Annotated in this window: 19 protein-coding genes and 1 pseudogene; 15 read left to right on the forward strand and 5 right to left on the reverse strand. The window is 65.9% G+C overall.

Annotated elements, in window-relative coordinates; all coding sequences use genetic code 11:
- The first annotated feature begins 115 nt into the window (after positions 1–115).
- The 5 genes from QFZ91_RS33080 (at position 116) to QFZ91_RS33100 (ending at position 6,373) form a co-directional block, all read left to right on the forward strand.
- Positions 116–1,210, forward strand: coding sequence for a hypothetical protein (locus tag QFZ91_RS33080; protein WP_429570935.1), 1,095 nt, complete (start codon positions 116–118; stop codon positions 1,208–1,210).
- Between the two features lie 37 nt (positions 1,211–1,247).
- Complete coding sequence (gene efeB / locus QFZ91_RS33085) at positions 1,248–2,552, forward strand: iron uptake transporter deferrochelatase/peroxidase subunit (RefSeq protein WP_429569779.1); 1,305 nt, start codon at positions 1,248–1,250, stop codon at positions 2,550–2,552.
- A gap of 71 nt (positions 2,553–2,623) precedes the next feature.
- The gene (locus QFZ91_RS33090; protein WP_429569780.1) at positions 2,624–3,655 is read left to right on the forward strand and encodes an iron ABC transporter substrate-binding protein; all 1,032 of its coding nucleotides are present in this window, start codon (positions 2,624–2,626) and stop codon (positions 3,653–3,655) included.
- Complete coding sequence (locus tag QFZ91_RS33095) at positions 3,656–5,260, forward strand: ABC transporter permease (RefSeq protein WP_429569781.1); 1,605 nt, start codon at positions 3,656–3,658, stop codon at positions 5,258–5,260.
- Positions 5,261–5,317: 57 nt separating this feature from the next.
- Positions 5,318–6,373 carry an ABC transporter ATP-binding protein gene (locus QFZ91_RS33100; RefSeq protein ID WP_429569782.1) on the forward strand — a complete coding sequence of 352 codons (1,056 nt, stop codon included), beginning with the start codon at positions 5,318–5,320 and terminating at the stop codon, positions 6,371–6,373.
- A gap of 26 nt (positions 6,374–6,399) precedes the next feature.
- Here QFZ91_RS33100 and QFZ91_RS33105 read toward each other — a convergent pair whose 3' ends face one another.
- On the reverse strand, positions 6,400–7,257 hold the full coding sequence (locus QFZ91_RS33105; protein WP_176368242.1) for a LysR family transcriptional regulator: 858 nt from the start codon (positions 7,255–7,257) through the stop codon (positions 6,400–6,402).
- A gap of 102 nt (positions 7,258–7,359) precedes the next feature.
- Between QFZ91_RS33105 and QFZ91_RS33110 the strand changes: the two genes are divergently transcribed.
- The gene (locus QFZ91_RS33110; protein WP_429569783.1) at positions 7,360–8,304 is read left to right on the forward strand and encodes a DMT family transporter; all 945 of its coding nucleotides are present in this window, start codon (positions 7,360–7,362) and stop codon (positions 8,302–8,304) included.
- A 21-nt stretch (positions 8,305–8,325) separates the two neighbouring features.
- On the opposite strand, the gene QFZ91_RS33115 is transcribed toward QFZ91_RS33110, so the two are convergent.
- Positions 8,326–9,624 carry an MFS transporter gene (locus QFZ91_RS33115; protein WP_429569784.1) on the reverse strand — a complete coding sequence of 433 codons (1,299 nt, stop codon included), beginning with the start codon at positions 9,622–9,624 and terminating at the stop codon, positions 8,326–8,328.
- Positions 9,625–9,830: 206 nt separating this feature from the next.
- On the opposite strand from QFZ91_RS33115, the pseudogene QFZ91_RS33120 reads away from it, so the two are divergent.
- From QFZ91_RS33120 to QFZ91_RS33160, 9 genes and pseudogenes are all read left to right on the forward strand, one after another.
- Positions 9,831–10,602 (forward strand): annotated as a pseudogene (locus QFZ91_RS33120) (GntR family transcriptional regulator).
- Positions 10,603–10,646: 44 nt separating this feature from the next.
- Positions 10,647–12,317 (forward strand): malonate decarboxylase subunit alpha, encoded by a 1,671-nt coding sequence (gene mdcA, locus QFZ91_RS33125; RefSeq protein ID WP_429570936.1) that lies wholly within the window; start codon positions 10,647–10,649, stop codon positions 12,315–12,317.
- Positions 12,318–12,319: 2 nt separating this feature from the next.
- Positions 12,320–13,288, forward strand: a complete 969-nt coding sequence (locus tag QFZ91_RS33130; RefSeq protein ID WP_429569785.1) for a triphosphoribosyl-dephospho-CoA synthase — start codon at positions 12,320–12,322, stop codon at positions 13,286–13,288.
- Between the two features lie 5 nt (positions 13,289–13,293).
- A complete protein-coding gene (locus tag QFZ91_RS33135) occupies positions 13,294–13,614 on the forward strand; it encodes a malonate decarboxylase subunit delta (protein WP_429569786.1) in 321 nt (106 codons plus the stop codon).
- Positions 13,611–14,495, forward strand: coding sequence for a biotin-independent malonate decarboxylase subunit beta (locus QFZ91_RS33140; protein ID WP_429569787.1), 885 nt, complete (start codon positions 13,611–13,613; stop codon positions 14,493–14,495). Before QFZ91_RS33135 ends, QFZ91_RS33140 begins: the two co-directional genes overlap by 4 nt.
- Positions 14,492–15,307: a biotin-independent malonate decarboxylase subunit gamma gene (mdcE, locus tag QFZ91_RS33145; RefSeq protein WP_429569788.1), complete on the forward strand. Its 816-nt coding sequence runs from the start codon at positions 14,492–14,494 to the stop codon at positions 15,305–15,307. Before QFZ91_RS33140 ends, mdcE begins: the two co-directional genes overlap by 4 nt.
- Positions 15,307–16,005 (forward strand): malonate decarboxylase holo-ACP synthase, encoded by a 699-nt coding sequence (locus tag QFZ91_RS33150; protein ID WP_429570937.1) that lies wholly within the window; start codon positions 15,307–15,309, stop codon positions 16,003–16,005. Before mdcE ends, QFZ91_RS33150 begins: the two co-directional genes overlap by 1 nt.
- On the forward strand, positions 16,005–16,940 hold the full coding sequence (mdcH, locus tag QFZ91_RS33155) for a malonate decarboxylase subunit epsilon (RefSeq protein ID WP_429569789.1): 936 nt from the start codon (positions 16,005–16,007) through the stop codon (positions 16,938–16,940). Before QFZ91_RS33150 ends, mdcH begins: the two co-directional genes overlap by 1 nt.
- A gap of 606 nt (positions 16,941–17,546) precedes the next feature.
- Positions 17,547–18,356, forward strand: coding sequence for a class I SAM-dependent methyltransferase (locus tag QFZ91_RS33160; RefSeq protein ID WP_368598647.1), 810 nt, complete (start codon positions 17,547–17,549; stop codon positions 18,354–18,356).
- A gap of 21 nt (positions 18,357–18,377) precedes the next feature.
- Here QFZ91_RS33160 and QFZ91_RS33165 read toward each other — a convergent pair whose 3' ends face one another.
- From QFZ91_RS33165 to QFZ91_RS33175, 3 genes are all read right to left on the reverse strand, one after another.
- Positions 18,378–21,134 (reverse strand): HAD-IC family P-type ATPase, encoded by a 2,757-nt coding sequence (locus tag QFZ91_RS33165; RefSeq protein WP_429569790.1) that lies wholly within the window; start codon positions 21,132–21,134, stop codon positions 18,378–18,380.
- 78 nt (positions 21,135–21,212) lie between these two features.
- The gene (locus QFZ91_RS33170; RefSeq protein ID WP_429569791.1) at positions 21,213–22,127 is read right to left on the reverse strand and encodes a polyphosphate kinase 2 family protein; all 915 of its coding nucleotides are present in this window, start codon (positions 22,125–22,127) and stop codon (positions 21,213–21,215) included.
- A 79-nt stretch (positions 22,128–22,206) separates the two neighbouring features.
- On the reverse strand, positions 22,207–22,365 hold the full coding sequence (locus QFZ91_RS33175) for a hypothetical protein (RefSeq protein WP_429569792.1): 159 nt from the start codon (positions 22,363–22,365) through the stop codon (positions 22,207–22,209).
- Between the last annotated feature and the right edge of the window lie 116 nt (positions 22,366–22,481).

The following is a 22,481-nucleotide window of genomic DNA, read 5'->3' on the forward strand; positions in this document are numbered from 1 at the left end:
CCATGCTTTCGACCGTCACCGCCACTCCCGCTTTTTGCGCCCGCACGGAGGCCCAATCGTGAACCCAGTCACGCGCAAGTTTGCGCCGCGCGCCGCGCGCGCCCTGCTCGCCGCGATGGCCGGCGCTGCCGCCCTTACGATGGCTGCGCCCGCGCAGGCCGAGCCGCAAGGCTTCCTTGAAACGATCAAGCATCACACGACGCTGACCAACACCGTCCCCGACAACGGCGACCAGAACCCGTACGCGATCGTGGTCGCGCCCGTCAGCGCGGGCACCGTGAAGCAAGGCGACGTGCTGGTCGGCAACTTCAACAACTCGACGAACCTGCAGGGCACCGGCAGCACGATCATCGACTATCACCCGGACACCAGACAGATGACGGTGTTCGCGACCGTGCCGCGCGATCTGAAGGAATGTCCGGGCGGCATCGGCCTCTCGACCGCGATGACCATGCTGAAGTCGGGCTGGGTGATCGTCGGCAGCACGCCGAGCAACGACGGCACGACCGGCACCAAAGGCGCCGGCTGCCTGATCGTGATCGACCCGCAAGGCAAGATCGCCTCGACGATCTCGACGCCGAACATCAACGACCCATGGGGCAACATGGCGGTCGTCGATCACGGCGCGAGCGCGACGCTGTTCGTCAGCAACGCGGGCTTCGGCGTCGGCGGCGCGCAAGGCAATCCGCCCGTGTTCAAGCAGGCCACCGTCCTGCGCATCGACCTCGACGTACCGCAAGGCAAGCCGCCCGTCGTGAAGAAGGAAACCGTGATCGGCAGCGGCTTCGGCGCGCAGGCCGACAAGGGCGTGTTCCTCGTCGGGCCGACCGGGCTCGCGCTGTCGGCCGATCAGAAACTGCTGTACGTGTCCGACGCAATCGGCAACCGCATCACCGAGATCGACGATCCGCTCACGCGCGACACCAGCGCGGGCGTCGGCCGCCAGCTGAGCGCCGACGGCCTGCTGCATCGTCCGCTCGCGATGGCCACCGCGCCCAACGGCCACCTGCTCGTGACCAACGCGCTGAACGGCCAGGTCGTCGAAATCGACCCGGCGACCGGCAAGCAGCTATACGCACGCTGGATCGATACCGACAAGGCGCAATCGCCCCCCGGCAACGGCGACCTGTTCGGTATCGCGATGACGCCCGAAGGCGACGGTTTCTACTACGTCGAAGACGACGTGAACACGCTGGTGCTCGCGAAGTAAGCGGCACCCACGCAGGCTGCAGGAAGGTGAAGTGACCATGACAAACGATCAACCCCCACGGCCGTCACGACGCGGCTTTCTCAAAGCGGGTGGCGCGGCGGTCGCCGCCGGTGCATCGCTGGGCGCCGGCCTCGCGAGCTCGCCGGACGCGCTCGCGACGGCGCCCGCGCATAGCGCGCAGAACGCCGATCCGCAGCTCGCGGTCGAGCCGTTCTACGGTCCGCATCAAGGCGGCATCGTCACGCCGCAGCAGAGCCACACCTACGTCGCCGCGCTCGATCTGACCACCGACAAGCGCGACGACGTGATCGCACTGCTACGCACATGGACCGAAGCAGCCGCGCGCCTCACGCAAGGCGGCACGGCCTTCGCGATGCCCGCCGGCGACGACCAGCCCGCCCCCGATTCCGGCGACGTGCTCGGCCTCGGCCCGAACGGTCTGACCATCACGTTCGGCTTCGGCCCCGGCCTCTTCACGAAGGACGGCAAGGACCGCTATGGGCTCGCGTCGCGCCGCCCCGCCGCGCTCGTCGATCTGCCACGCTTCAACGGCGATCAGTTGATCAAGGAGAAGACCGGCGGCGACCTGTTCATCCAGGCATGCGCGAACGACGCGCAGGTCGCGTTTCACGCGGTGCGCCAATTGTCGCGCCGGGCCTACGGCGTCGCAGCGATGCGCTGGGGCCAGGCCGGTTTCCTGTCCGGTCCGCGCGGCCAGACGCCGCGCAATCTGATGGGCTTCAAGGACGGCACCAACAATCCGTCGACCGCGAAACCCGAGCTGATGAACCAGTTCGTGTGGGCCCGCGCCACCAACGACGCGCCGTGGATGGAAGGCGGCACCTACACGGTCGTGCGCCGCATCCGCATCACGCTCGAACACTGGGACAACACCGAGCTCGGCTTCCAGGAACAGGTGTTCGGCCGCCACAAGTACAGCGGCGCGCCGATCGGCAGCAAGAACGAGTTCGACGCGGTGGACCTGAAAGCCGAGGACAAGAACGGCGATCCGGTGATCCCGGAGAACTCGCACGTGCGTCTGTCGAATCAGGCGAGCAACAACGGCGCGCAGATTCTGCGGCGCTCTTATTCGTACAACGAAGGCACGAACTTCTATATCGAGCGCTGGCCGCCGTGGCGTCAGGAAACCGAGTACGACGCGGGGCTGATTTTCATTGCGCATCAGAGCGACCCGCGCACCGGCTTCATCCCGATCAACGACCGCCTCGCGAAGTTCGACATGATGAACCAGTTCACGACCCACGTGGGCAGCGCGATCTTCGTCGTGCCGCCCGGGGCGAAGCCGGGTTCGTATGTCGGCGCGGGGCTGTTCGAAGCGTGATGAAGCACATGAAGCACGCCGGGCGCGCAGCGCCTCTCTCACTAAACACAATCTGAACGGACTTCTGCAACATGGCTCATTCCTGGTTTGCCTCCCGCCTGCGCGCACTCGGCAGCGTGGCCGCGCTGTCGCTCACCGCCCTCGCGACGATGCCGTCGGCGGCCCATGCGGCATCGATCACGCTGTACAACGCGCAGCACGAGCAGGTCGTCAATCTGCTCGCGAAGGACTTCGAAAAGCAGTCGGGCATCTCGGTAAAAATCCGCAACGGCGAAGGCCCGGCGCTCGCCGCGCAGATCGTCGCGGAAGGCGCGGCCTCGCCCGCCGACGTGTACTTCACCGAGAACTCGCCGGAGCTGATGCTGCTGGAGGGAAAGGGTCTGCTCGCGAAGGTCGACGCAGCGACGCTCGGCGCGGTGCCGGCGCGCTTCAATTCGCCGAGCGGCGTATGGGTCGCCGTGACCGCGCGCGAGAGCGTGCTCGCATACAACACGGCGAAGCTGCAGCCGTCGCAACTGCCGCAATCGGTGTTCGACCTCGCGAAGCCTGAATGGAAAGGCAAGGTCGGCATCGCGCCGAGCGACGCCGACTTCCTGCCGCTCGTCAGCGCGGTGCTGGCACTGAAGGGCGACGAGCAGACGCTCGCGTGGCTGAAGGGCCTGAAAGCCAACTCGCAGATCTTCGACGACGACGAAGGCCTGGTCGCCGCGGTCAATCGCGGCGCGGTCGCGACTGGTCTGATCAACAACTACTACTGGTCGCGTCTGCATGCGGAAATCGGCGATGCGAAAACCCGCAGCGCGATCTACCACTTCAGCCACGGCGACGCCGGCGCGCTCGTCAACGTCTCGGGCGCGGGCGTGCTGAAGTCCACGCACAACCCGGACGGCGCACAGAAGTTTCTCGCGTACCTGGTCAGCGAACGCGCGCAGCAGTTGATGGCCAATAGCCACGTGATGTTCGAGTACCCGCTGCATGCGGGTGTCGCGCCTGACCCGGTCCTCAAACCGTTTGCCGAACTGACTCCGCCCACGCTGACGATTCAGCAGCTCGGCGACGATAGCCAGGCGGGCAAATTGCTGCGTCGGGCAGGCCTGCTGTAAATGAGCGACGCCCTGTCAGCCGGTCCGCCGGCTGTCCCCCCTGCCCCGGCGCGTGCACGCACGCGCGCGCCGCGCGGCCTGCTTGCGGCGGCGGCACTCAGCGCTTTGCTGGTGCTGCTGCCGATTGCGTTTACGTTCTGGCGCGCGGCGAGCTTCGGCATCGGCGACGCGCTCGATCTGATCTGGCGGCCGCTCGTCGGCGAGCTGCTCGTCAATACGGTGTTGATCGCCGCCACCACGACTCTCGTTTGCGCGGTGATCGGCACGGCCGCCGCGTGGTTCGTCGAACGCACGCATCTGCCGGGGCGGCGCGCGTGGGCCGTGCTGTGTGCCGCGCCGCTCGCGATGCCGGCTTTCATTTCGAGCTACGCGTGGGTGTCGTTGAGCGAGGACTTGCAGGATTTCAACGGCGCGCTGCTCGTCTTGACCTGCGCGTATTTTCCGCTCGTCTATCTGCCGGTCGCCGCCGCGCTGCGCGGCATGGACCCGGCACTCGAGGAAAGCGCCCGCGCGCTCGGCTGCAACCGCTGGACCAGCTTCGTGCGCGTCGTGCTGCCGCAACTGCGGCCGGCGCTGCTCGGCGGCATGCTGCTGGTCGCGCTCGGCGTGCTGTCGGAGTTCGGCGCGTTCACGCTGCTGCGTTTTCATACCTTCACCACGCAGATCTACGCGGAATTCCGCACCAGCTTCGACGCCGGCGGCGCATCGCTGCTCGCGTGTCTGCTGATCGTGATCTGCCTCGTCGTGCTTGCATTCGAGTTTCGCGTGCGCGGCGCGGCGCGCTACGAGCGCGTCGATCGCGGCACGCGCCGCGCGGTTTTGCGCTACGAGCTCGGTGCGTGGCGCTGGCTCGTCGTCGCGGGCTTTGCGCTGCTGACGCTCGCGACGCTCGGCGTGCCGCTCGGCATGATCGGCTTCTGGCTCACGCAGCCGGGCGCGGCCGCGGTGACACCCGCCGATGTCTCGCCCGAATTGCTGTGGAACGCGACGATGTCTTCGCTCGGTTTCGGCCTCGCCGCCGCCGTGCTGACCACGTTGCTCGTGGTGCCGCTCGCATTTCTGCTGGTGCGTTACCCGACCCGTTTCGCGACGCTGTTCGAGCGCACCGTTTTTCTCGCGCAAGGCGTGCCGGGGCTCGTGATTGCGCTCGCGATCGTGTCGCTCGCGGTGCATGCGCTGCGGCCGCTTTATCAAAGCGCTACGCTGCTGATCGTCGCCTACGCGATTCTGTTCATGCCGGTCGCGCTGGTCAGCGTGCGCGCGGCGTTCATGCAGGCGCAGCCGCGCCTCGAGGAAACCGCGCGCGCGCTCGGCCTGAACTGGACGCAAACACTCGTGCGCGTCGTGCTGCCGCTCGCGGGCCCCGGGCTCGGCGCGGCCGCCGCGATGGTGTTCATCTCGGTCGTCACCGAGCTGAACGCGACGCTGCTGCTGTCGCCGCTCGACACGCAAACGCTCGCGACCCAGGTGTGGGCCGATACGTCGACGATGGCGTTCGCCGCCGCCGCGCCGTATGCGGCGCTGCTAACCGGCATCTCGCTGTGCGCGTCGGGGCTGCTGTTCGCGCTGCTCGGCCGCTCGGCGCTGCTCGGCGAGCGCGGCTGACCCGACACGCGTCGGCTTTTTCATCGCTGCTTTTTGTTCGACCTTCTTCGGGATTTCATGAGCGAACTTCGTATCCGCGGACTGCAGAAATCGTTCGACGGTCATCCCGTGCTGCACGGCATCGATCTTTCGGTCGAGCCCGGCACGCTGCTCGCGTTGCTGGGGCCCTCGGGCAGCGGCAAGACCACGCTGCTGCGGCTCTTGTGCGGCTTCGAGCGCGCGGACGGCGGCAGTGTCGAGATCGACGGCCGACGTGTCGTTGGCGACAACCTGCACGTGCCGTCGGAGCAACGCCGCATCGGCTATGTTCCGCAGGAAGGCGCGCTGTTTCCGCATCTGTCGGTCGCGGACAACATCGTGTTCGGCCTGTCGCGCACGCAGCGTCGCGCGCGCCATCGCGTGGCCGAGTTGCTGGAGCTGGTGGGTCTGCCCGCGCATTTCGGGGAGCGCGCGCCGCAGCAGTTGTCGGGCGGTCAGCAGCAGCGTGTTGCGCTCGCCCGCGCACTCGCACCCGCGCCGACGCTGGTCATGCTCGATGAGCCGTTCTCGTCGCTCGACGCCGCGTTGCGCGTCGAGACGCGTCAGGCGGTCGCGAATGCGCTGGCCGCGGCTGGCGCGACTGCCGTGCTGGTCACGCACGATCAGTCCGAGGCGTTGTCGCTCGGGCATGAGGTCGCGGTGCTGTGGAACGGAAGGCTGATCCAGACCGCGACGCCCGAAGCGCTGTACCGCCGTCCGGTGACGCGCGAGCTTGCGTCGTTCATCGGCGAGGCGGTGTTGTTGCCGGGCGTCGCGCATCAGGATCGCGCGAGCTGCGAGCTCGGCGAACTAGCACTGGCCGCGCCCGTCGGCAACGGCGCGGTCGACGTGATGCTGCGTCCCGAGCAGATCCGTCTGCTGCGCGCCGACGAAACCGCGCGCACGGGTGCCGCGCACGATGCGCTCGTCACCGATGTGATCTTCCAGGGGCAGGACGCGAGCGTCGCGCTGCAATTGCAGTCCGCCACGCAGACGATGGTGCGCGCACGCGTGCCCGGTTATCTGTGCCCGCGTCCGGGCGAGCGCGTGCGGCTAGCGGTCGAGGGTGAAGTGACCGCCTATACGCGGGCTTGAAGGGCGACCAGGGTTGGCAAGCTCGGCTACCGCAACGACAGATCCTGCACCATCTGCTGCGCCAGATAATCGCAGGTCGGCCGATCCGATTTCGCGCTGCGTGCGACGACAATTTCGAGCGGCGCGATTTTCGGCAGGCCTTGCGCGTCGCCGAGAATCGCGAGCCGCGGCGGCACGCTGCAACGCGTCAGCGCGATCACCGACAAACCGGCATCGACGGTCGCGACGAGTCCCATCAGGCTCGCGCTGCTGAACGCCGCGCGATAGCGGATGCGCGCGCCATCCAGCGCGGCGAGCGTATGCTGACGCGCGACGCAGCCAGGCTCGTACAACCCCACCGGCAACGGCGACGCCTTCAACACCGGCGTATCGACCGACGCCCCGACCCACACCATCGGCTCGCTGCGCACGAATTCGCCGCGCAGCTTGCGGTCGCGCGTGACGAATGCGAGGTCGATCTTGTTGTCGGCGAGCATCGGCGCAAGCGCCGTGCTCTGCGCGCAGACGATCTCGATCTCGACGCGCGGGTACAGCGTCGCGAAACGCCGCAGTACCGGCGACAGCAGCGACGACACATAGTCGTCCGGCGCGCCGAGCACTACGCGCCCGGTCACCTCGGGCCGCACGATCGCCGACCACGCCTCCTCCTGCAACGCAAGCGCGCGCCGCGCGTATTCGAGCAGCGTGTTGCCGGGCCGTGTCAGCGACAGGTTGCGCGTGTTGCGGGCGAACAGCGTCGTGCCGAGCATCGTTTCGAGCCGCTTGATCTGCATGCTGACCGCCGCCTGCGAGCGATGCACGCTCGCCGCCGCCTTCGTGAAGCTGCCCGCCTCCACGACCGCGACGAAGCTGCGCAACAGATCGACGTCGAATTCAGGGTTCACGACTTATCAACCGGGCTTATGGAATTGCTCAATTTAATTCGTTTGTGATAAGCCCGCAAGCGGCGCAATACTCGCAGGCATCATCTAACGGAGTCGTTGCGCATGTCCCTCACCTCACGTCAACAAGGCGCGATCACGCTGGCGGGCGGCGGGCTGCTGATGGGCACGATCGGCGTTTTCGTCGAGGAGGCGCGGCTCGATGCGCTGACGCTCGTGTTCTTCCGCTGCCTGTTCGGCTTTCTGTCGCTCGCCGCCTATTGCGCGTGGAAGGGCTTTTTCACGCGCGCGCAGTTCACGCGCCGCACGGTCGCGCTCGCGCTGATTTCCGGCGTGCTGATGGTTACGCAATGGGTCGGCTTTTTCGACGCGATTCATCGCACCAGCATCGCGGTCGCGACCGTCGTGTTTCATGTGCAGCCGTTCTGGGTCGTGCTGATCGGCGCGGCGCTGTTCAACGAGCGGCTCGGTGCGGACCGGCTCGGCTGGATCGCGACGGCGTTCGTCGGGCTCGTGCTCGCGTCGGGCGTCATCGCGGCCGGCAATCTGCAGGGCCACACCAGCTACCTGATCGGCTTGAGCGAAGCGCTGCTCGGCTCGCTGCTGTACGCGAGCGTCACGCTGATCGCGAAAAGCCTCGGCGACATGCGCCCGCATCTGCTGACGCTCATGCAATGCGCGGTCGGCGTGATCTGCCTGCCGCTGATCGCGCCGTTCATCGCGCCTTTGACGCTCACGCATATCGGGCCGATGCAGTGGTTCTGGCTGATCGGCATGGGCGTGCTGCACACGGGATTGTCGTACGTGCTGATTTACGGCGCGCTGCCGAAGCTCAGCACGCCGGTGATCGCGGTGCTGCTGTTCGTTTATCCGCTGACCGCGATCGTCGTGGATGCGCTCGTGTATGGCCGGGCGCTGTCGCTGGCGCAACTGGCCGGCATGGCGTTGATCGTCGCCGCGAGTCTCGGCGTCAATCTCGGCTGGCCGTTGCTGACGCTGCTGCATCCGGCCGGGCGGGCGCGCAGTCACGCGCGCAGTCACGCGAAATAACGCGCGCCGCCCGCCTGGTGCTCACTGCGGCAGCGTCTCGCCCTTCGTCTCCGGCGCGAACGGAATCACGAACAGGCCGAGCACGAAGGCGAGCGCGGTCAACGCGACCGGCACACCGAGCGTCTGCATATGCAGCACCGCCGCGCCGAGCAGAAAGTTGACGCCCGCGCCGACGAAGCGTCCAAACGACGTGCAGAACGCAAACGCGGTCGCGCGTACGCGGGTTTCGAACTGCTCGGGCAGCCACAGGCTGAACAACGCGAAGTTGCCGCCGAAAAAGCCCAGCACGAACAGCCACGCGATGAACGGCGCGAGCCCGTTCGGCAGATAGAACGCCCAGCCGAAGCTCGCCGCGATCGACACCGCCATCCCCGCGAAGTACACCGCCAACGTCATCTTGCGGCCGATGCGCTCGGCCATCGCCGGCAGCGCGAGACAGCCGAGGATCGTGCCGATCGATAGCAAGCCAGTCGCCAGCGACGCCGTGCGAATCGAATCGCCCTTCGACATGCCGGCGCGCGCCGCGAGCTGGATCACCGCCGACGGCTCGTAGACCGCACCCGCCCACAGTCCGATGATCGCGATGGTGAGCAGAATGCACGCGACCCATGTGCGACGCCGGTAAGCCGGCCCCATGATCTCGCGCAGCGGCTTCACGCGCACTGTCTTGGCGTCGGCCTTTTGCCACTTCTCCGGCTCCTTCACGCGCAGCAGAATCAGAATCGCGACGACGACCGGCACCGCGCCGGTCAGGAACATCGCGCGCCAGCCGAAATGCACGCCGATCGTGTAATTGAGCGCGGCCGCGAGAAAGAAGCCCGCGTAGTAGCCGGTCTGCAGATAACCGGCGCCCATCTTGCGGCGATCCTCGGGCCACGCCTCGGCCACGTAGGTGCCCGCGAGCGCCCATTCCCCGCCGATGCCGACGCCCGCGATGAAGCGATAAATACCGAGCTGCCACACATTGGTCGAGGTCGCGGCAAGCCCGGTGAAAATCGCGAACGTAAAGATCGTCGCGGCGAGCACCTTGGTGCGGCCGAAGCGATCGGCGAGCGGTCCCCAGATGAATGACAGCCCCCAACCGACCAGGAACAGCGCAAACAGGATCGATCCCGCAAGGCCGACATTCGACGGCGTGGCCGCGAAGCCCGAACGCGGCAGCAACTCGGTCAGCGCTGGCGTGAGCACCAGCGCATAAATGAACGAGTCCATGCCGTCGAGCGTCCAGCCGGCCCACGCGCCCCAAAACCCTGCGATCTGCGAACGATTGAGCGGTGTGCGCTGACGCGCGAGCGCTCGTCGGTCGGTCAGTGTATTCATCTTGCTCCTCCAGCCTACGATGGTTGAACGTAACGAAAAACGACGGGCGCGCTTGGGGTTGGATCGACGACGTTGATTGATCGGCGATGTCCTCGTACAACTGATTCAGAGGACGGCGCGGGGAAATTGCCGGGACTGTGGGTGAAGACCCGTCCGGGTTTGCCCGCGCTGAAATACGCGTCTTTTTATATATAATATTTGATACTATGACCGACGCAACTGAAGGTTTTTCCCCTGGACGCGCCCCTGCCCGGCTCGTTTCTTCCGGCCGCGGCACCCCGCGAAAGCACCTCGCACATGATTGCGGAGGCGCTGCGCGCGGCGATCGTCGACGGCACGCTCGCGCCCGGCGCACCATTGCGCCAGGACGCGATCGCCCGGCATTTCTCCGTCAGCGCGATTCCCGTGCGCGAGGCGCTGCGCCAGCTGGAAAGCGAGGGCTGGGCGCGCGCAGCCGTCCACAAAGGCGCGACCGTCGCGCCTTTGTCCGCCAGCGAGGCGCGCGAGATCTACGAGATCCGCTCGGCGCTCGAAAGTCTCGCGCTCGGCCTCGCGATTCCGAACCACACCGCGGCGACGCTGCGCGAAGCCGCGCAGTTGTGCAGCGCCGCCGAGCGCGAAGAGGACCCGTCGCTATACGTGACGCGCAATGCCGCGTTCCATATGTGTCTGTACGCGCCCGCCGGCCGGCCGCAGTTGCAGGACATGATCGGCTTGCTGCACCGGCGCGGCGAACGCTATCTGCGGTTGAAGTTCGGCTTGCCGTCGTACAAGGGCGAGTCCGACAGTGAGCACGCCGCGCTACTCGAAGCCGTCGAGCGCCGCGATATCGCGACCGCGCAGTCGCTGGTGGTCGCGCATCTGCTCGGCACCGGCGAGCTTCTGCATCGTTTCCTGACCGAGCGCGCGCGCGAAGAAGCGCTGGCGCATCAACCGAAGCCGCGCGGCCGACGCCCGCGCGTCCACACCGGGAGCTGACTGAACCGATGAATGAGCCGATGAATGAGCCGATGCCCGAGCCGATGAACCACCCCGCCGAAGCCGCCGCATCGCGGTCCACTGCCCGCTCGTGGACGACCCGTCGCGACGAGAAGAACCGCCGCCTCGCGGCCATCGCGCCGTGGCTCGAAGACGGCGTGCTGCCCACGCACCGCATAGTCGATGCGCTCGAAACGCTGATCCAGCCCGGCGAGCGCGTCGCGCTCGAAGGCGACAACCAGAAACAGGCCGACTTCCTGTCGCGCTCGCTCGCGAAGGTCGATCCGCAAAAGCTGCACGACGTGCATCTGCTGATTTCGAGCATCAGTCGTCCTGAACACTTGACGCTGTTCGAGCGCGGCATCGCGCACAAGGTCGATTTCTCGTTCGCGGGGCCGCAGAGTCTGCGCGTCGCGCAACTGCTCGAAGACGGCCAGCTGGAAATCGGCGCGATTTATACGTATGTCGAGCTGTACGCGCGCATGTTCGTCGACCTGACGCCGCACGTCGCGCTGCTGTGCGCGGACAAGGCCGACCGTCACGGCAATCTGTACACCGGCCCGAACACCGAGGATACGCCGACCATCGCCGAAGCCGCCGCGTTCCGTCACGGCATCGTGATCGTGCAGGTCAACGAGATCGTCGATGAGTTGCCGCGCGTCGACATCCCGGGTTCGTGGGTCGACGTGGTCGTGCAGGCGGACCGGCCGTTCGCGGTCGAGCCGCTGTTCACGCGCGATCCCCGTCATATCGGCGACTTGCAGGTGCTGACCGCGATGATGGTGATTCGCGGCATCTACGAGCCGTATGGCGTCACGTCGCTCAATCACGGCATCGGCTTCGATACCGCGGCGATCGAACTGCTGCTGCCCACCTACGGCGAAGCGCTCGGCCTCAAAGGCAAGATCTGCCGCAACTGGACACTCAACCCGCACCCTACGATGATCCCCGCGATCGAATCGGGCTGGGTCGACAGCATCCATTGCTTCGGCAGCGAGGTCGGTATGGAGGCGTATATCGAGGCGCGCCCCGATGTGTTCTTCACCGGCAACGACGGCAGCCTGCGCTCGAACCGCGTGCTGTGTCAGTTGGCCGGCCAATACGGCGTCGATCTGTTCATCGGCTCGACGCTGCAGATCGACGCGGACGCGAATTCGTCGACGGTCACGCGCGGACGGCTCGCCGGTTTCGGCGGAGCGCCGAACATGGGCCACGATCCGCGCGGCCGGCGTCATGCGAGCGAGGCGTGGCTGAAGCTGTTGAAGGGCGACGGCGCGGTGTCGCGCGGTCAGAAGCTCGTCGTGCAACTCGCGGAAACGTACAAGAAAGGCGGCGAGCCGACCTTCGTCGATGAACTCGACGCGATCGCCGTCGGCGCGAAAAACGGCATGCCGATCGCGCCGGTGATGATCTACGGCGACGACGTGAGCCATGTGGTCACCGAGGAAGGCATCGCGCATCTGCACAAGGCCGAAGGCATCGACGAGCGGCGCGCGGCGATCGCGGCGGTGGCCGGTGTCACGCCGATCGGCCTGCGCGCGAAGCCCGAGAAAACCGCCGAGTTGCGCCGGCGCGGCATCGTCGCGTATCCGGAAGATCTCGGCATCCGGCGCGGCGAAGCGAAGCGTTCGCTGCTCGCGGCGCGCAGCATCGACGATCTGGTCACGTGGTCGGGCGGACTGTACGCGCCACCCGCGCGCTTCCGGAGCTGGTGACGATGGCGTCCGCTGCTGCTGTTCTCGAACGGTTGGACGCGCTATTTGCTCCAGTCCTGCGCAATGATGCGCGCGACACTTCACCGATCGCGCCGTTTTCCGACGCGCAACTCGCGCGCGACGCGATCACCGCGCTGATCGACGAGGCCGAGCTCACGCCGAAGCCCGCGCTCGTCGACCAGCGCGGCAGCGGCGCGCATCGCGACCTCGATCTCGCGATCATGCGGCGCTCCGCGCACGCGCTCGAACCGACGTTCGCGGCGCTCGCGCGCACCGCGCGCCGTCGCGGCGAACCGTCGGCGCTGCTGCGCGCCGAACTCGCTCAGATCGGCCGCGCGGGCGAACAGGACATGATGCAGGCGACCGGCGGTTGCAACGCGCATCGCGGCGCGATCTGGATCATCGGCTTGCTCGTTGCGGGCGTCGCGCTCGAAACGTCTTCGAGTGCCTCGATGCATACGCACGGACCTGGCGCGCCGAACCCTCTGGATACCTCGCGCGTGTGCACTTTGGCCGCGCAGATCGCCTGCTTCCCGGACCGCTTCGCCGCTTCTTCCGATAGCCACGGCGAACGCGCGCGGCGACGCTATCAGGTCGGCGGCGCGCGGCGCGAAGCGCAGGACGGCTTCCCGCACGCGCTCGACGTCGGCCTGCCCGCATTGCACGCGGCGCGCGCACGCGGCATCGACGAAAACACCGCGCGCATCGACGCCTTGCTCGCGATCATGAGCACGCTCGACGACACCTGCCTGCTGCATCGCGCGGGCCTCGCCGGCTTGCATGCGGGGCAGCGCGGCGCACGACGCGTGCTCGACGCGGGCGGCAGTTCGACAGCCGCGGGCCGCGTCGCGCTCGACGCGCTCGATCGCGAACTGCTGGCGCTGAACGCATCGCCTGGCGGCGCGGCCGATCTGCTCGCCGCCACCCTCTTTCTCGACATGCTGGCGCATCGCGACGCCAGCCGGAGCTGAGCCTCATGGAACATCTGACCTTCGACTATCCGGCGCAACGCGCCGTCACGACCCGCGCGCACGTCGGCGTAGTCGGCTCGGGCGATCTGGAAGTACTGCTGTCGCCCGCCGCCGAAGCAGGCGGCTCGGCGCTTGCTGCGCACGTGGTCGTGCGCACCAGCGTCGACGGCTACAGCCACATCTGGAAGAGCGTGCTCGACCGCTTTTTCACGCGCTACGACGGCGCTGCGAACATCGAGATCAACGACTTCGGCGCGACGCCGGGCGTGGTCGCGCTGCGGCTCGCGGAAGCGGTCGAAGCGGCCGAGGAAGGAGACAGCGTATGAGCACGAGCGCCAGCATTCACCGCGCACCGCTGCTGCACGAGAGCTTCATCGAACTGCCCGCCCGCGAGCGCGCCCGTTCGCTGCTCGACGCGGGCAGCTTCCGCGAACTGCTCGGACCGTTCGACCGCATCGCGTCGCCGTGGCTGCCCATGCAGGGCATCGTCTGCCAGGCCGACGACGGCTGTGTGATCGCGCGCGGCACGATCGACGGCGAACCGGCCGTGGTCGCGGCGATCGAAGCGGCGTTCCAGGGCGGCAGCATCGGCGAAGTGTCGGGCAGCAAGATCGCCGCGGCGCTCGAGATGGCGCGGCGCGACTGCGAGCGCGGCAAGCTCGTGCGCCCGGTCGTGCTGTTCGAGACCGGCGGCGTGCGGTTGCAGGAAGCGAACCTCGGGCTCGCGGTGATCGCCGAGATTCAGGCGGCGATCGTCGCGCTGCGCCGGCACGTGCCGGTAGTCGGCGTGATCGCGGGGATGGTCGGCTGTTTTGGCGGCATGTCGCTCGCGGCCGCGCTGTGCTCGTACCTGATCGTGACGAAGCAGGGACGGCTCGGCATGAACGGACCCGAAGTGATCGAGCAGGAAGCCGGGATCGAAGAACTCGATGCGAGCGATCGCCGCCGCGTGTGGCAACTGATCGGCGGCGAGCAGCGCGTCGCGAGCGCGCTCGCCGATACCCTGGTTGATGACGATGCCGACGCGGTGCGCGCCGCCGTGCTCGCCGCGTTCGCGCAGGGCGTGCCGGCCGCGCATCGCAGCGAGCAGGTCGACACGTTCCTGCGGCGGCTCGCGCGGATCGATCCGGCGAGCGTCACGCCCGAGACAATGCGTGATGTGTACAACCCGCAAGCGGGCGATGCATCGAACAAGGAGCAGGCATGAGCGACACGACACTCACGCGCGGCGCGCGCTGGTTCAACGCACTGGCCGGCGAATCGTCGAGCGCCGCGCCGGTCTGGAGCAGCGATGCGCCGCTCGGCGGCGACACCGCGCGCTTTATCGCGGTCGTGCCCGATGCCGCGAACCGCTTTCCACGCGCGACCAGCAACGTGGTCGGACTCGAACAGGGCTGGCAACTCGCGCGCGCGGTGCGCGCAGTCATCGAGGCGGATCGAGGCGCCGGCACACGCCGCCCGATCGTCGCGATCGTCGATGTGAAAAGCCAGGCGTATGGCTATCGCGAGGAAATGCTCGGCATCCACCTCGCCTGCGCGGCCGCGGTCGACGCCTACGCGAGCGCACGCGACGCCGGCCATCCGGTGATCGCGCTGATCGTCGGTCCGGCGATGTCCGGCGCGTTCCTCGCGCACGGCTATCAGGCGAACCGCATCGTCGCGCTCGACGTGCCCGGCACGATGGTCCACGCGATGGGCAAGGAAGCAGCCGCGCGCGTCACGCGCCGCACGGTCGAAGAACTCGACGAACTCGGCGAGACGATCGTGCCGATGTCGTATTCGATGGCCTCGTTCGCGAAGCTGGGGCTGCTCGATCAGCTGATCGACGGCGTCGACGCGGATGCGCCCGACGCGGCGCAGATCGAGCGCGTGCGCACCGTGCTGGTCGAACAGATTCGCAGCGCGCGCGACGGGGATCGGACGCTCGCGCGTCGGCTGGAATCGGTTGCGGCGCGGCAGACTCGCGCCGCGTCGATCGAGGTGCGGCGGCGTCTTGCCGAGCAGTGGGACGCCGTGTGATGCGCGTGTGTGCGGCTGCGCCCTTTCCGACCGCTTGCGCCACGTCGTGCGACGCGCGCTGGCGGCCGCATGATCTGCTGCGCTTGCGACGACTCGATGCGCTCGATGACGAACCCGCGTGGGTCCGCGCTGCGTTCGAACGCGCACCGTACGCGGTCGTGCGACGCGCGCTCGCCGCTGAAGGTTTCGTCGCGATCGGCGTGCGCGGCGCAGAGCGAGCGCAGCGTTACGGCACCTGGGCGCATGCGGACGATATCGTCGGCGTCGTAGCGCCGGAGTCCCTGGCGCAGGCGCGACCCGGTCCCGAGCGTGATGCATTGCCTTCCTTCGTTGCGCTGAATTCGTTGCAACGTGACCGGAGCGGTCCGCTTTCTGGATTCGCTTGGGGTCCTTCTGGTAGCGCGGGATTCGAACTGGCGACGCATGCTCCCACCGTGAACGAAGCCAGCGATCTCGATCTGTTGATCCGCGTGCCCGAACCGCTGGCGTTGAAGGTTGCGAGTGCTTTGCTGGAGCAACTTCAAACGCTCTCGGCTCGTATCGGTGTGCGCATCGATGCACAACTCGAAACGCCCGCGGGCGGCGTCGCGCTCGCGGAGTGGGCTGCGGGAAAGGCGCGCGTGCTGGCCCGCCACGCGAGCGGTCCCCGCTTGATCGCCAATCCGTGGGCCGAGGTCGCTCAGGATGGCGCTACCTGATGTTCGCGCTTATCTTCCCCGGTCAGGGTGCGCAAAGCGAAGGCTTTCTGAATCGACTGCCGCCGCATCGCGCGGTACAGGACGCGTTCGCTGAAGCATCGGACACGCTCGGCGTCGACGTGCTGACGCTCGACTCGCCCGACGCTCTGGACTCGACCGTCGCCGTGCAACTGGGCCTGACGATCGCGGGCGTCGCGATCACGCGCGCGCTCGCCGCTGAAGGTTTGGTGGCGGAAATCAGCGCGGGGCTGTCGGTCGGCGCATATCCGGCAGCGGTCAGTAGCGGCGCGGTGCCGTTTCGCGATGCCTTGATGATGGTGCGGCGGCGCGCCGAATTGATGGAAACCGCTTACCCGTCGGGCTATGGTCTGGCGGCCGTATCCGGCTTGAACGAGCAGCAGGTGGAAACGCTCGTCGCGCAGCAGGCGCAAGAGCAGCGGCAACCCGTTTATATCGGCAACGTCAATGCGCCGCGCCAGATCGTGATGGCCGGCGCGAACGATGCGCTCGACCTGTTCATCGAACGCGCACTTGCGGCCGGCGCGCGCAAGGCCACCCGGCTCGCGGTCAGCGTGCCCTCGCATTGCGAGTTGCTCGCGCACGCGAGCGACGAACTGCTGGCGTACTCGCGCGAGTTGCGTTTCGAAACACCGCGCGGCATCTATATCGGCAATCGCGGTGGACGGCCGTTGTATACGGCCGACGCGATCCGCGAAGATCTTGCGACGAACATGCGCTACACCGTCCGCTGGTTCGATGCGCTCACCGTGATGCAGGAAATGGGCGCGCATGTGCTGGTCGAGGCGCCGCCGGGGCAGGTGTTGACGGATATCGTGAAGGAGTATTTTTCGGAGACTAGCGCGCTGGCTGCCAGTGCATGGCCGTTCGACAGACTGGTCGGGACGGTGCGCAGGCGCCTCGAGCGCGGAGCATAAGCGTTTCATATAAATCTTCCGGTTGCCCCTGAATGTGTCGGCCGCTGAACAACGCGAGATTCGCCCAGGTGTCTGCCCTAACGCAACGCTGCCACGCCCGAATCGATTTCTCCGCCCGGATATTTCATTTGCATACCTTGCAGAGCCCACTTCGACCCGGCGGGACGGGTCTCGACCGCATCACCGGGAGCCGAGGGCGCAAAACCATCACAATAAGGCGCGAAACGTGGAGATTCGTGGCCAAATGCGGGGGGGCCAACTGCTATCCTTGAAAGAAGTCGACCCGTTCTCGAGCGCACTCCCATGCGCGCGCACTCGGAAAGAGGGATCCATGAGTTGTCCCGCACTATCGCGACATTTTTTGCCCCGTCGTTCCATTGCCGGGTTGCCTGCGACACATGTCGCGTGCACCGCCCTCGAGCGATTGTCCGGCTGCACAGAGCCTTACACAAAACCTGAACCGCAACGCAGTTGAAGCAGCAGGTTCAAATTCAGACTGATCAACTTCCCGCGAATTTATCGGTCTGATGTCACACGTGTAGCAACAGCCGGCATTCTGGAAACGAGTTGCGCAGAACTCCGCCTTCGCACCGATATGAGGGAGACATGCATAGACCCATCGACACCGAAACGATTCCGAGCAATGAATTGCAGCAGGTCAAGACGACTTATGCCAAGCTTTGCGAGGACTACCTTGCGCATCGCGCCGATGGTGAATACCGGGACTATGTGCAATCGGTCATTGCCAACGACGCTAGTCTCGATCGTCATGTGCGCGCGTTCGAAATTTATGCCCCGTATATCAAGCGTGGAATGAAAGTGCTCGACTGGGGATGCCGTCACGCCCCAGATTCGTGCATGCTTCGTACGCTCTTCCGGGACATCGAGATTTATGGCTGCGACCGATGCAATGATGAGCAATTCGCGGAATTCCATCAGTACGCCGGGTTATCTTTCGCTGCGCTCAATCATGAATTTCTGCTGCCGTACGAAGACAATCAATTCGATGTGGTGATTGGAAGCGGTGTACTCGAGCACGTGGCTCGCGAACAAAAAAGCATCGACGAGCTATGGCGCGTGCTGAAAGACAATGGTTTGCTGATAATCACATTTCTACCTAACCGCTTATCGGCAACAGAAAACGCCTGCAGAGTGATGAAGAAGTACACGGGCCATAATCGACTGTACAGCCTCAGCGACGCGAAGCGCCTGTTTCTCAGGTCGGGATTCGTACTGGAAGAATGCGGCTATCATCAGGTCTTTCCGACGTTCGCAAAAGGCATAAAGGGCGGTGGAGCGCTCAATGCACTGGCCAATATCGGCATGAAGCTGAACCGGGCTTTCGAGCGCATACCGATCGTCAATGCAGTGTCGGCGAATCTGTTTTTCATCCTCCGCCGCGTTCAAAAGATGTAGCGGCAGTCCGCCACGGCGGGCCTACCCCGCCGGATCATTGCGCAAGGCCGCGCCGCCCTCCTGTTGCGAAGTCACAAATCCTCTCAATGCGGGAGTGAGTCGGAAGACGAGCTTCTCCAGTTCCACCACGAGGAAGAACAGGACGCCACCTGCAAAGAGCCACCCCCAAGCCGACAACGGCAAAGCCTCGGTGTGGAAAACGGCCTGGAACGGGAACGTATAGGTGAACAGAAGCTGCAACACCACGACCCCGGCGATCCCGTACCACAGATGACGATTGCCCATATGCGCGCGCACGGTCAGTGACGAATCGAGCAGATACCGGATGTTGAGCAGATAGAACACCTGGCCCAGCGTAATCGCGTTGACCGCGGCCGTGCGCGCCAAATCATCCGACGCCCCGTGCGACTTCATCCAGAAGAAGGTCGATAGCGTATAGAGCACGAGCGCCGCGCCGACGAACAGGATGCGCCAGATGCCGAAACGCGTGACGATCGGCCGGTCGATTGCGCGCGGCGAGCGGCGCATCACGTCGGCCTCGTGCGGCTCGAAAGAAATGGTCAGGCCGAGCGCGACCGAAGTCACCATGTTGACCCACAGGATCTGCGGCGCCGTGATCGGCAGCGTGAAGGCGAACAGGATCGCCACCGCGATCACCGCGCCTTGCGCGATATTGGTCGGCAGCATGAACAGCATCGCCTTCTCGATGTTGTTGTAGACCGTGCGCCCCTCCTTGACAGCCGCGGAAATCGACGCGAAATTGTCGTCGGCGAGGATCATTCCAGCCGCCTCTTTCGTCACCTCGGTGCCCTTGATCCCCATCGCGACGCCGATGTCGGCCTTCTTCAGCGCGGGCGCATCGTTGACGCCGTCGCCCGTCATCGCGACGATCTGCCGATTCGCCTGGATCGCCTTGACGAGCCGCAGCTTGTGCTCGGGACTCGCGCGCGCGAACACGTCGACGCTGCGCACGCATTCCTGCAGCGCCGCGTCGTTCATCGCCTCGATCTCGGCGCCGGACACGGCCGTCTTGCCGTCGCCGATGCCCAGCATTCTTGCGATTGCCGCCGCCGTGATCTTGTGGTCGCCCGTGATCATCGTCACGCGGATGCCCCCGCCGTGGCATTCGCGCACGGCCTCGATCGCCTCTTTGCGCGGCGGGTCCATCAGGCCCACGAGGCCGAGCAATACGAGATTACGCGGCAGGTCCTGCGGCCCGAGTGTCCCTGTGCGCAGACCCGGCTCAGGCAGCCACGCCAGCCCGAGCACGCGCTCACCTTGCGCGGCGAGCCGGTCTCCCTCTCTTGCGAAATGCTCGCGATCGAGCGGGACCGGGCCTTGCGCCGTCTGCTGCCGGTCGCAATGATCGATGATGACCTCTGGCGCGCCCTTGACTAGCAGCATCTCGCCGTCGACCGAGCGGTTCAGCGTCGCCATGAACTTGTGCTCGGACTCGAACGGAATCACGTTGATCCTCGGCGCGGCCGCGGTCTCGGCGGGACGGTCCATGCCCAGCTTGGAAGCGAACGGATAGAGCGCGCCCTCGGTCGGGTCACCCTCCACTTTCCATTTCCCTTCTTCCTCGAAGAGCTCGGCGTCGTTGCACAACAGCGACACACGGCCCATCAGCTTCAGCACGTCCGGCGCGGCGCCGAGCGGCTTGCCATCGGCGCTGACCTCTCCTTCGCTGGCGTAGCCGTCGCCGGTAACGGAATAGCCGGCTTCCGCCGTCACGGCGGAGGTCACCATCATCTCCATCAGGGTCAGCGTGCCCGTCTTGTCCGAGCAGATGCGCGAGACGGCGCCCAGCGTTTCGACCGCCGGCAGGCGGCGAATGATGGCGTTGCGCTGCGCCATCCGCTGCACGCCGATGGCGAGCGTGATGGTGATCAGCGCCGGCAGGCCTTCCGGGATCACCGACACCGCAATCCCCACGATGGCCTGGAACAGCTCGACGAACGTCATGTGTCCGAGCCAATGCCCATAGGAGAACAGCAGCACGCTGACAACGGCGATAACCGCCGTGATGACGTAGCCGAATTTCTTGATCTGGCGCAGCAGCGGCGTCTCGAGCGCGCTGACTTCGGCGAGCATCTGGTTGATCCGGCCGAGCTCCGTCTGGCTGCCGGTCGTCACCACGACACCGGTTGCCCGGCCCGACAGGACCATCGTGCCGCAGAACGCCATGTTCTCGCGGTCGCCGACCGTCGCTTTGGCGGGCACCGGCGCGGTGCTCTTCTCGGCCGGGAGGGATTCGCCCGTGAGAGCCGCTTCTTCCGTGTGCAGATTCCTCGCGTCGACGAGACGCATGTCCGCCGGGATTTTGTCGCCCGATTCCAGTAGCACGATGTCGCCAGGAACGAGATCATCGGCGGGGATCAAGCGAACCGCTCCACCACGCATCACGCGCGCCTCGGCGGACAGCATGTTGCGAATCGAATCGAGCGCCTTCTCGGCGCGTCCTTCCTGAATGAAGCCGAGCAGCGAGTTGAGAATCACGACGGCAAGAATGACCGTGCCATCGAGCCAAAGGCCCATCATGAACTTGATGAAACCGGCCACGAGCAGCACGTAGATCAGAATGTTGTGGAACTGCATCAGGAAGCGTGCGACCGGCCCTCTCTTCTTGCCCTGCGGCAGGCGGTTCGGCCCATAGGTGGCCAGCCGCCCGGCCGCTTCCGCGGCATCGAGGCCCTGCGCGGGATCGACGTTGAACTGCCGTTCGATGTCACCGGCCGGCATCGCATGCCACGGCGTCGCACTCTCAACTGAGCTCATCCTCGTGTCTCCCGGTTCCAGTGATTTCGGGTCAGGGGGCCGCTCTCAATGATCCGGATCGTCCCCGGGTTGATCGGGTCACGTCTCGTCCACCGCTTCAGCGTCGAGCTCCTCCCTCGCGGCGGCGAGATCCTTCATCTGCTCTGGCGTCGCTTTCGGATATGCGAGGTCGAGCTTCTCGACGGCCTCGACGATCGCCGCCGCGACGATGAGGCGCGTGAAAGGCTTGTTGTCGGCAGGCACGACGTACCACGGAGCCGCTGCGGAGGCCGTCGCGCGGATCGCCTCTTCATAGGCGTGCATATAGTGGTTCCAGTAGCGACGCTCGCGAACGTCGGATGCGGAAAACTTCCAGTTCTTGTCGGGATTGTCGAGGCGTTCCATGAACCGCTTCTTCTGCTCTCCGTACGACAGGTTCAGATAGAACTTGACTATGACCACGCCCTGGCGCGTCAGATAGTCTTCGAAGCGCGCGATGTCGGCGAGCCGTTCGTCCCATATGTTGTTGCCGACCCGTACCGGCGGAATCTTCTGCGCACGGAGCAGATGCTGATGCACGCGCACCACCAGCGCCTCTTCATAGTACGAGCGGTTGAAAATACCGATGTGCCCGCGCTCAGGCACTTTCCTCGAATAGCGCCAAAGGAAGTCGTGCGAGAGTTCCTCATCCGACGGCTGCTTGAACGAGATGACATCGCACCCTTGCGGATTGACGCGCGACATCACGTGCTTGATCGTCCCATCCTTTCCCGCGGCGTCCATGGCCTGGAATACCAGCAGCACGGCCCAGGAATCCTGCGCGTAGAGGATCTCCTGCTCCATCGCGAGCCATTTCGATCCGCGCTGGAGCAGTTGCTGCGCCTCTCCCTTATGCATTTTGAGTCCCAGCGTCTCGCCGGGATCGAAATTCTTCAGGAAGAAATCTTTGCCGCTCGTGACGCGGAACGGATCGGTGTATGCCCGCAGCGCGTTGAGTATTTCCGTGCGAACCATCGCTTGTTTCCCCACGACATCTGCAATCAGTTGCCTCGCAACCGCGGTCGTACTGGTCACAACTCTTTCAGATAATAGGTCACACGAACGGAAACGTGCTCATCGGCAACGTCGCTGCGCACCGGCGTAGCGACGGAAACGGCGAGCTGACGACGACGCCAGCGCCGTCGGCGGCTGCCTCGAGCGCGGTCATCGCGGGTGAGAAATGGTGGCCGGGCGATTCGTCGGGGACCGGCATCCTCGCGAATTCGGCACACTTGCGCCAATACGACAGACCGGCATGGACGATGCTGCGATCGCCGTGCACCGAAGGCAGCGACGCGAGCGAATCGAGTCGTTAGCGACTGATGGAAA

The sequence above is a fragment of the Paraburkholderia sp. JPY419 genome (assembly GCF_050435705.1).
GTDB lineage: Bacteria > Pseudomonadota > Gammaproteobacteria > Burkholderiales > Burkholderiaceae > Paraburkholderia > Paraburkholderia youngii.

What these genes read in the sequence shown, in the direction of transcription:
- QFZ91_RS33080 (WP_429570935.1), top strand. Translation starts at nt 116, where the DNA reads ATGGCCGGCGCTGCCGCCCTTACGATGGCTGCGCCCGCGCAGGCCGAG.
- efeB (WP_429569779.1), top strand. Translation starts at nt 1,248, where the DNA reads ATGACAAACGATCAACCCCCACGGCCGTCACGACGCGGCTTTCTCAAA.
- QFZ91_RS33090 (WP_429569780.1), top strand. Translation starts at nt 2,624, where the DNA reads ATGGCTCATTCCTGGTTTGCCTCCCGCCTGCGCGCACTCGGCAGCGTG.
- QFZ91_RS33095 (WP_429569781.1), top strand. Translation starts at nt 3,656, where the DNA reads ATGAGCGACGCCCTGTCAGCCGGTCCGCCGGCTGTCCCCCCTGCCCCG.
- QFZ91_RS33100 (WP_429569782.1), top strand. Translation starts at nt 5,318, where the DNA reads ATGAGCGAACTTCGTATCCGCGGACTGCAGAAATCGTTCGACGGTCAT.
- QFZ91_RS33110 (WP_429569783.1), top strand. Translation starts at nt 7,360, where the DNA reads ATGTCCCTCACCTCACGTCAACAAGGCGCGATCACGCTGGCGGGCGGC.
- QFZ91_RS33115 (WP_429569784.1), bottom strand. Translation starts at nt 9,624, where the DNA reads ATGAATACACTGACCGACCGACGAGCGCTCGCGCGTCAGCGCACACCG.
- mdcA (WP_429570936.1), top strand. Translation starts at nt 10,647, where the DNA reads ATGAACCACCCCGCCGAAGCCGCCGCATCGCGGTCCACTGCCCGCTCG.
- QFZ91_RS33130 (WP_429569785.1), top strand. Translation starts at nt 12,320, where the DNA reads ATGGCGTCCGCTGCTGCTGTTCTCGAACGGTTGGACGCGCTATTTGCT.
- QFZ91_RS33135 (WP_429569786.1), top strand. Translation starts at nt 13,294, where the DNA reads ATGGAACATCTGACCTTCGACTATCCGGCGCAACGCGCCGTCACGACC.
- QFZ91_RS33140 (WP_429569787.1), top strand. Translation starts at nt 13,611, where the DNA reads ATGAGCACGAGCGCCAGCATTCACCGCGCACCGCTGCTGCACGAGAGC.
- mdcE (WP_429569788.1), top strand. Translation starts at nt 14,492, where the DNA reads ATGAGCGACACGACACTCACGCGCGGCGCGCGCTGGTTCAACGCACTG.
- QFZ91_RS33150 (WP_429570937.1), top strand. Translation starts at nt 15,307, where the DNA reads ATGCGCGTGTGTGCGGCTGCGCCCTTTCCGACCGCTTGCGCCACGTCG.
- mdcH (WP_429569789.1), top strand. Translation starts at nt 16,005, where the DNA reads ATGTTCGCGCTTATCTTCCCCGGTCAGGGTGCGCAAAGCGAAGGCTTT.
- QFZ91_RS33160 (WP_368598647.1), top strand. Translation starts at nt 17,547, where the DNA reads ATGCATAGACCCATCGACACCGAAACGATTCCGAGCAATGAATTGCAG.
- QFZ91_RS33165 (WP_429569790.1), bottom strand. Translation starts at nt 21,134, where the DNA reads ATGAGCTCAGTTGAGAGTGCGACGCCGTGGCATGCGATGCCGGCCGGT.
- QFZ91_RS33170 (WP_429569791.1), bottom strand. Translation starts at nt 22,127, where the DNA reads ATGGTTCGCACGGAAATACTCAACGCGCTGCGGGCATACACCGATCCG.
- QFZ91_RS33175 (WP_429569792.1), bottom strand. Translation starts at nt 22,365, where the DNA reads ATGCCGGTCCCCGACGAATCGCCCGGCCACCATTTCTCACCCGCGATG.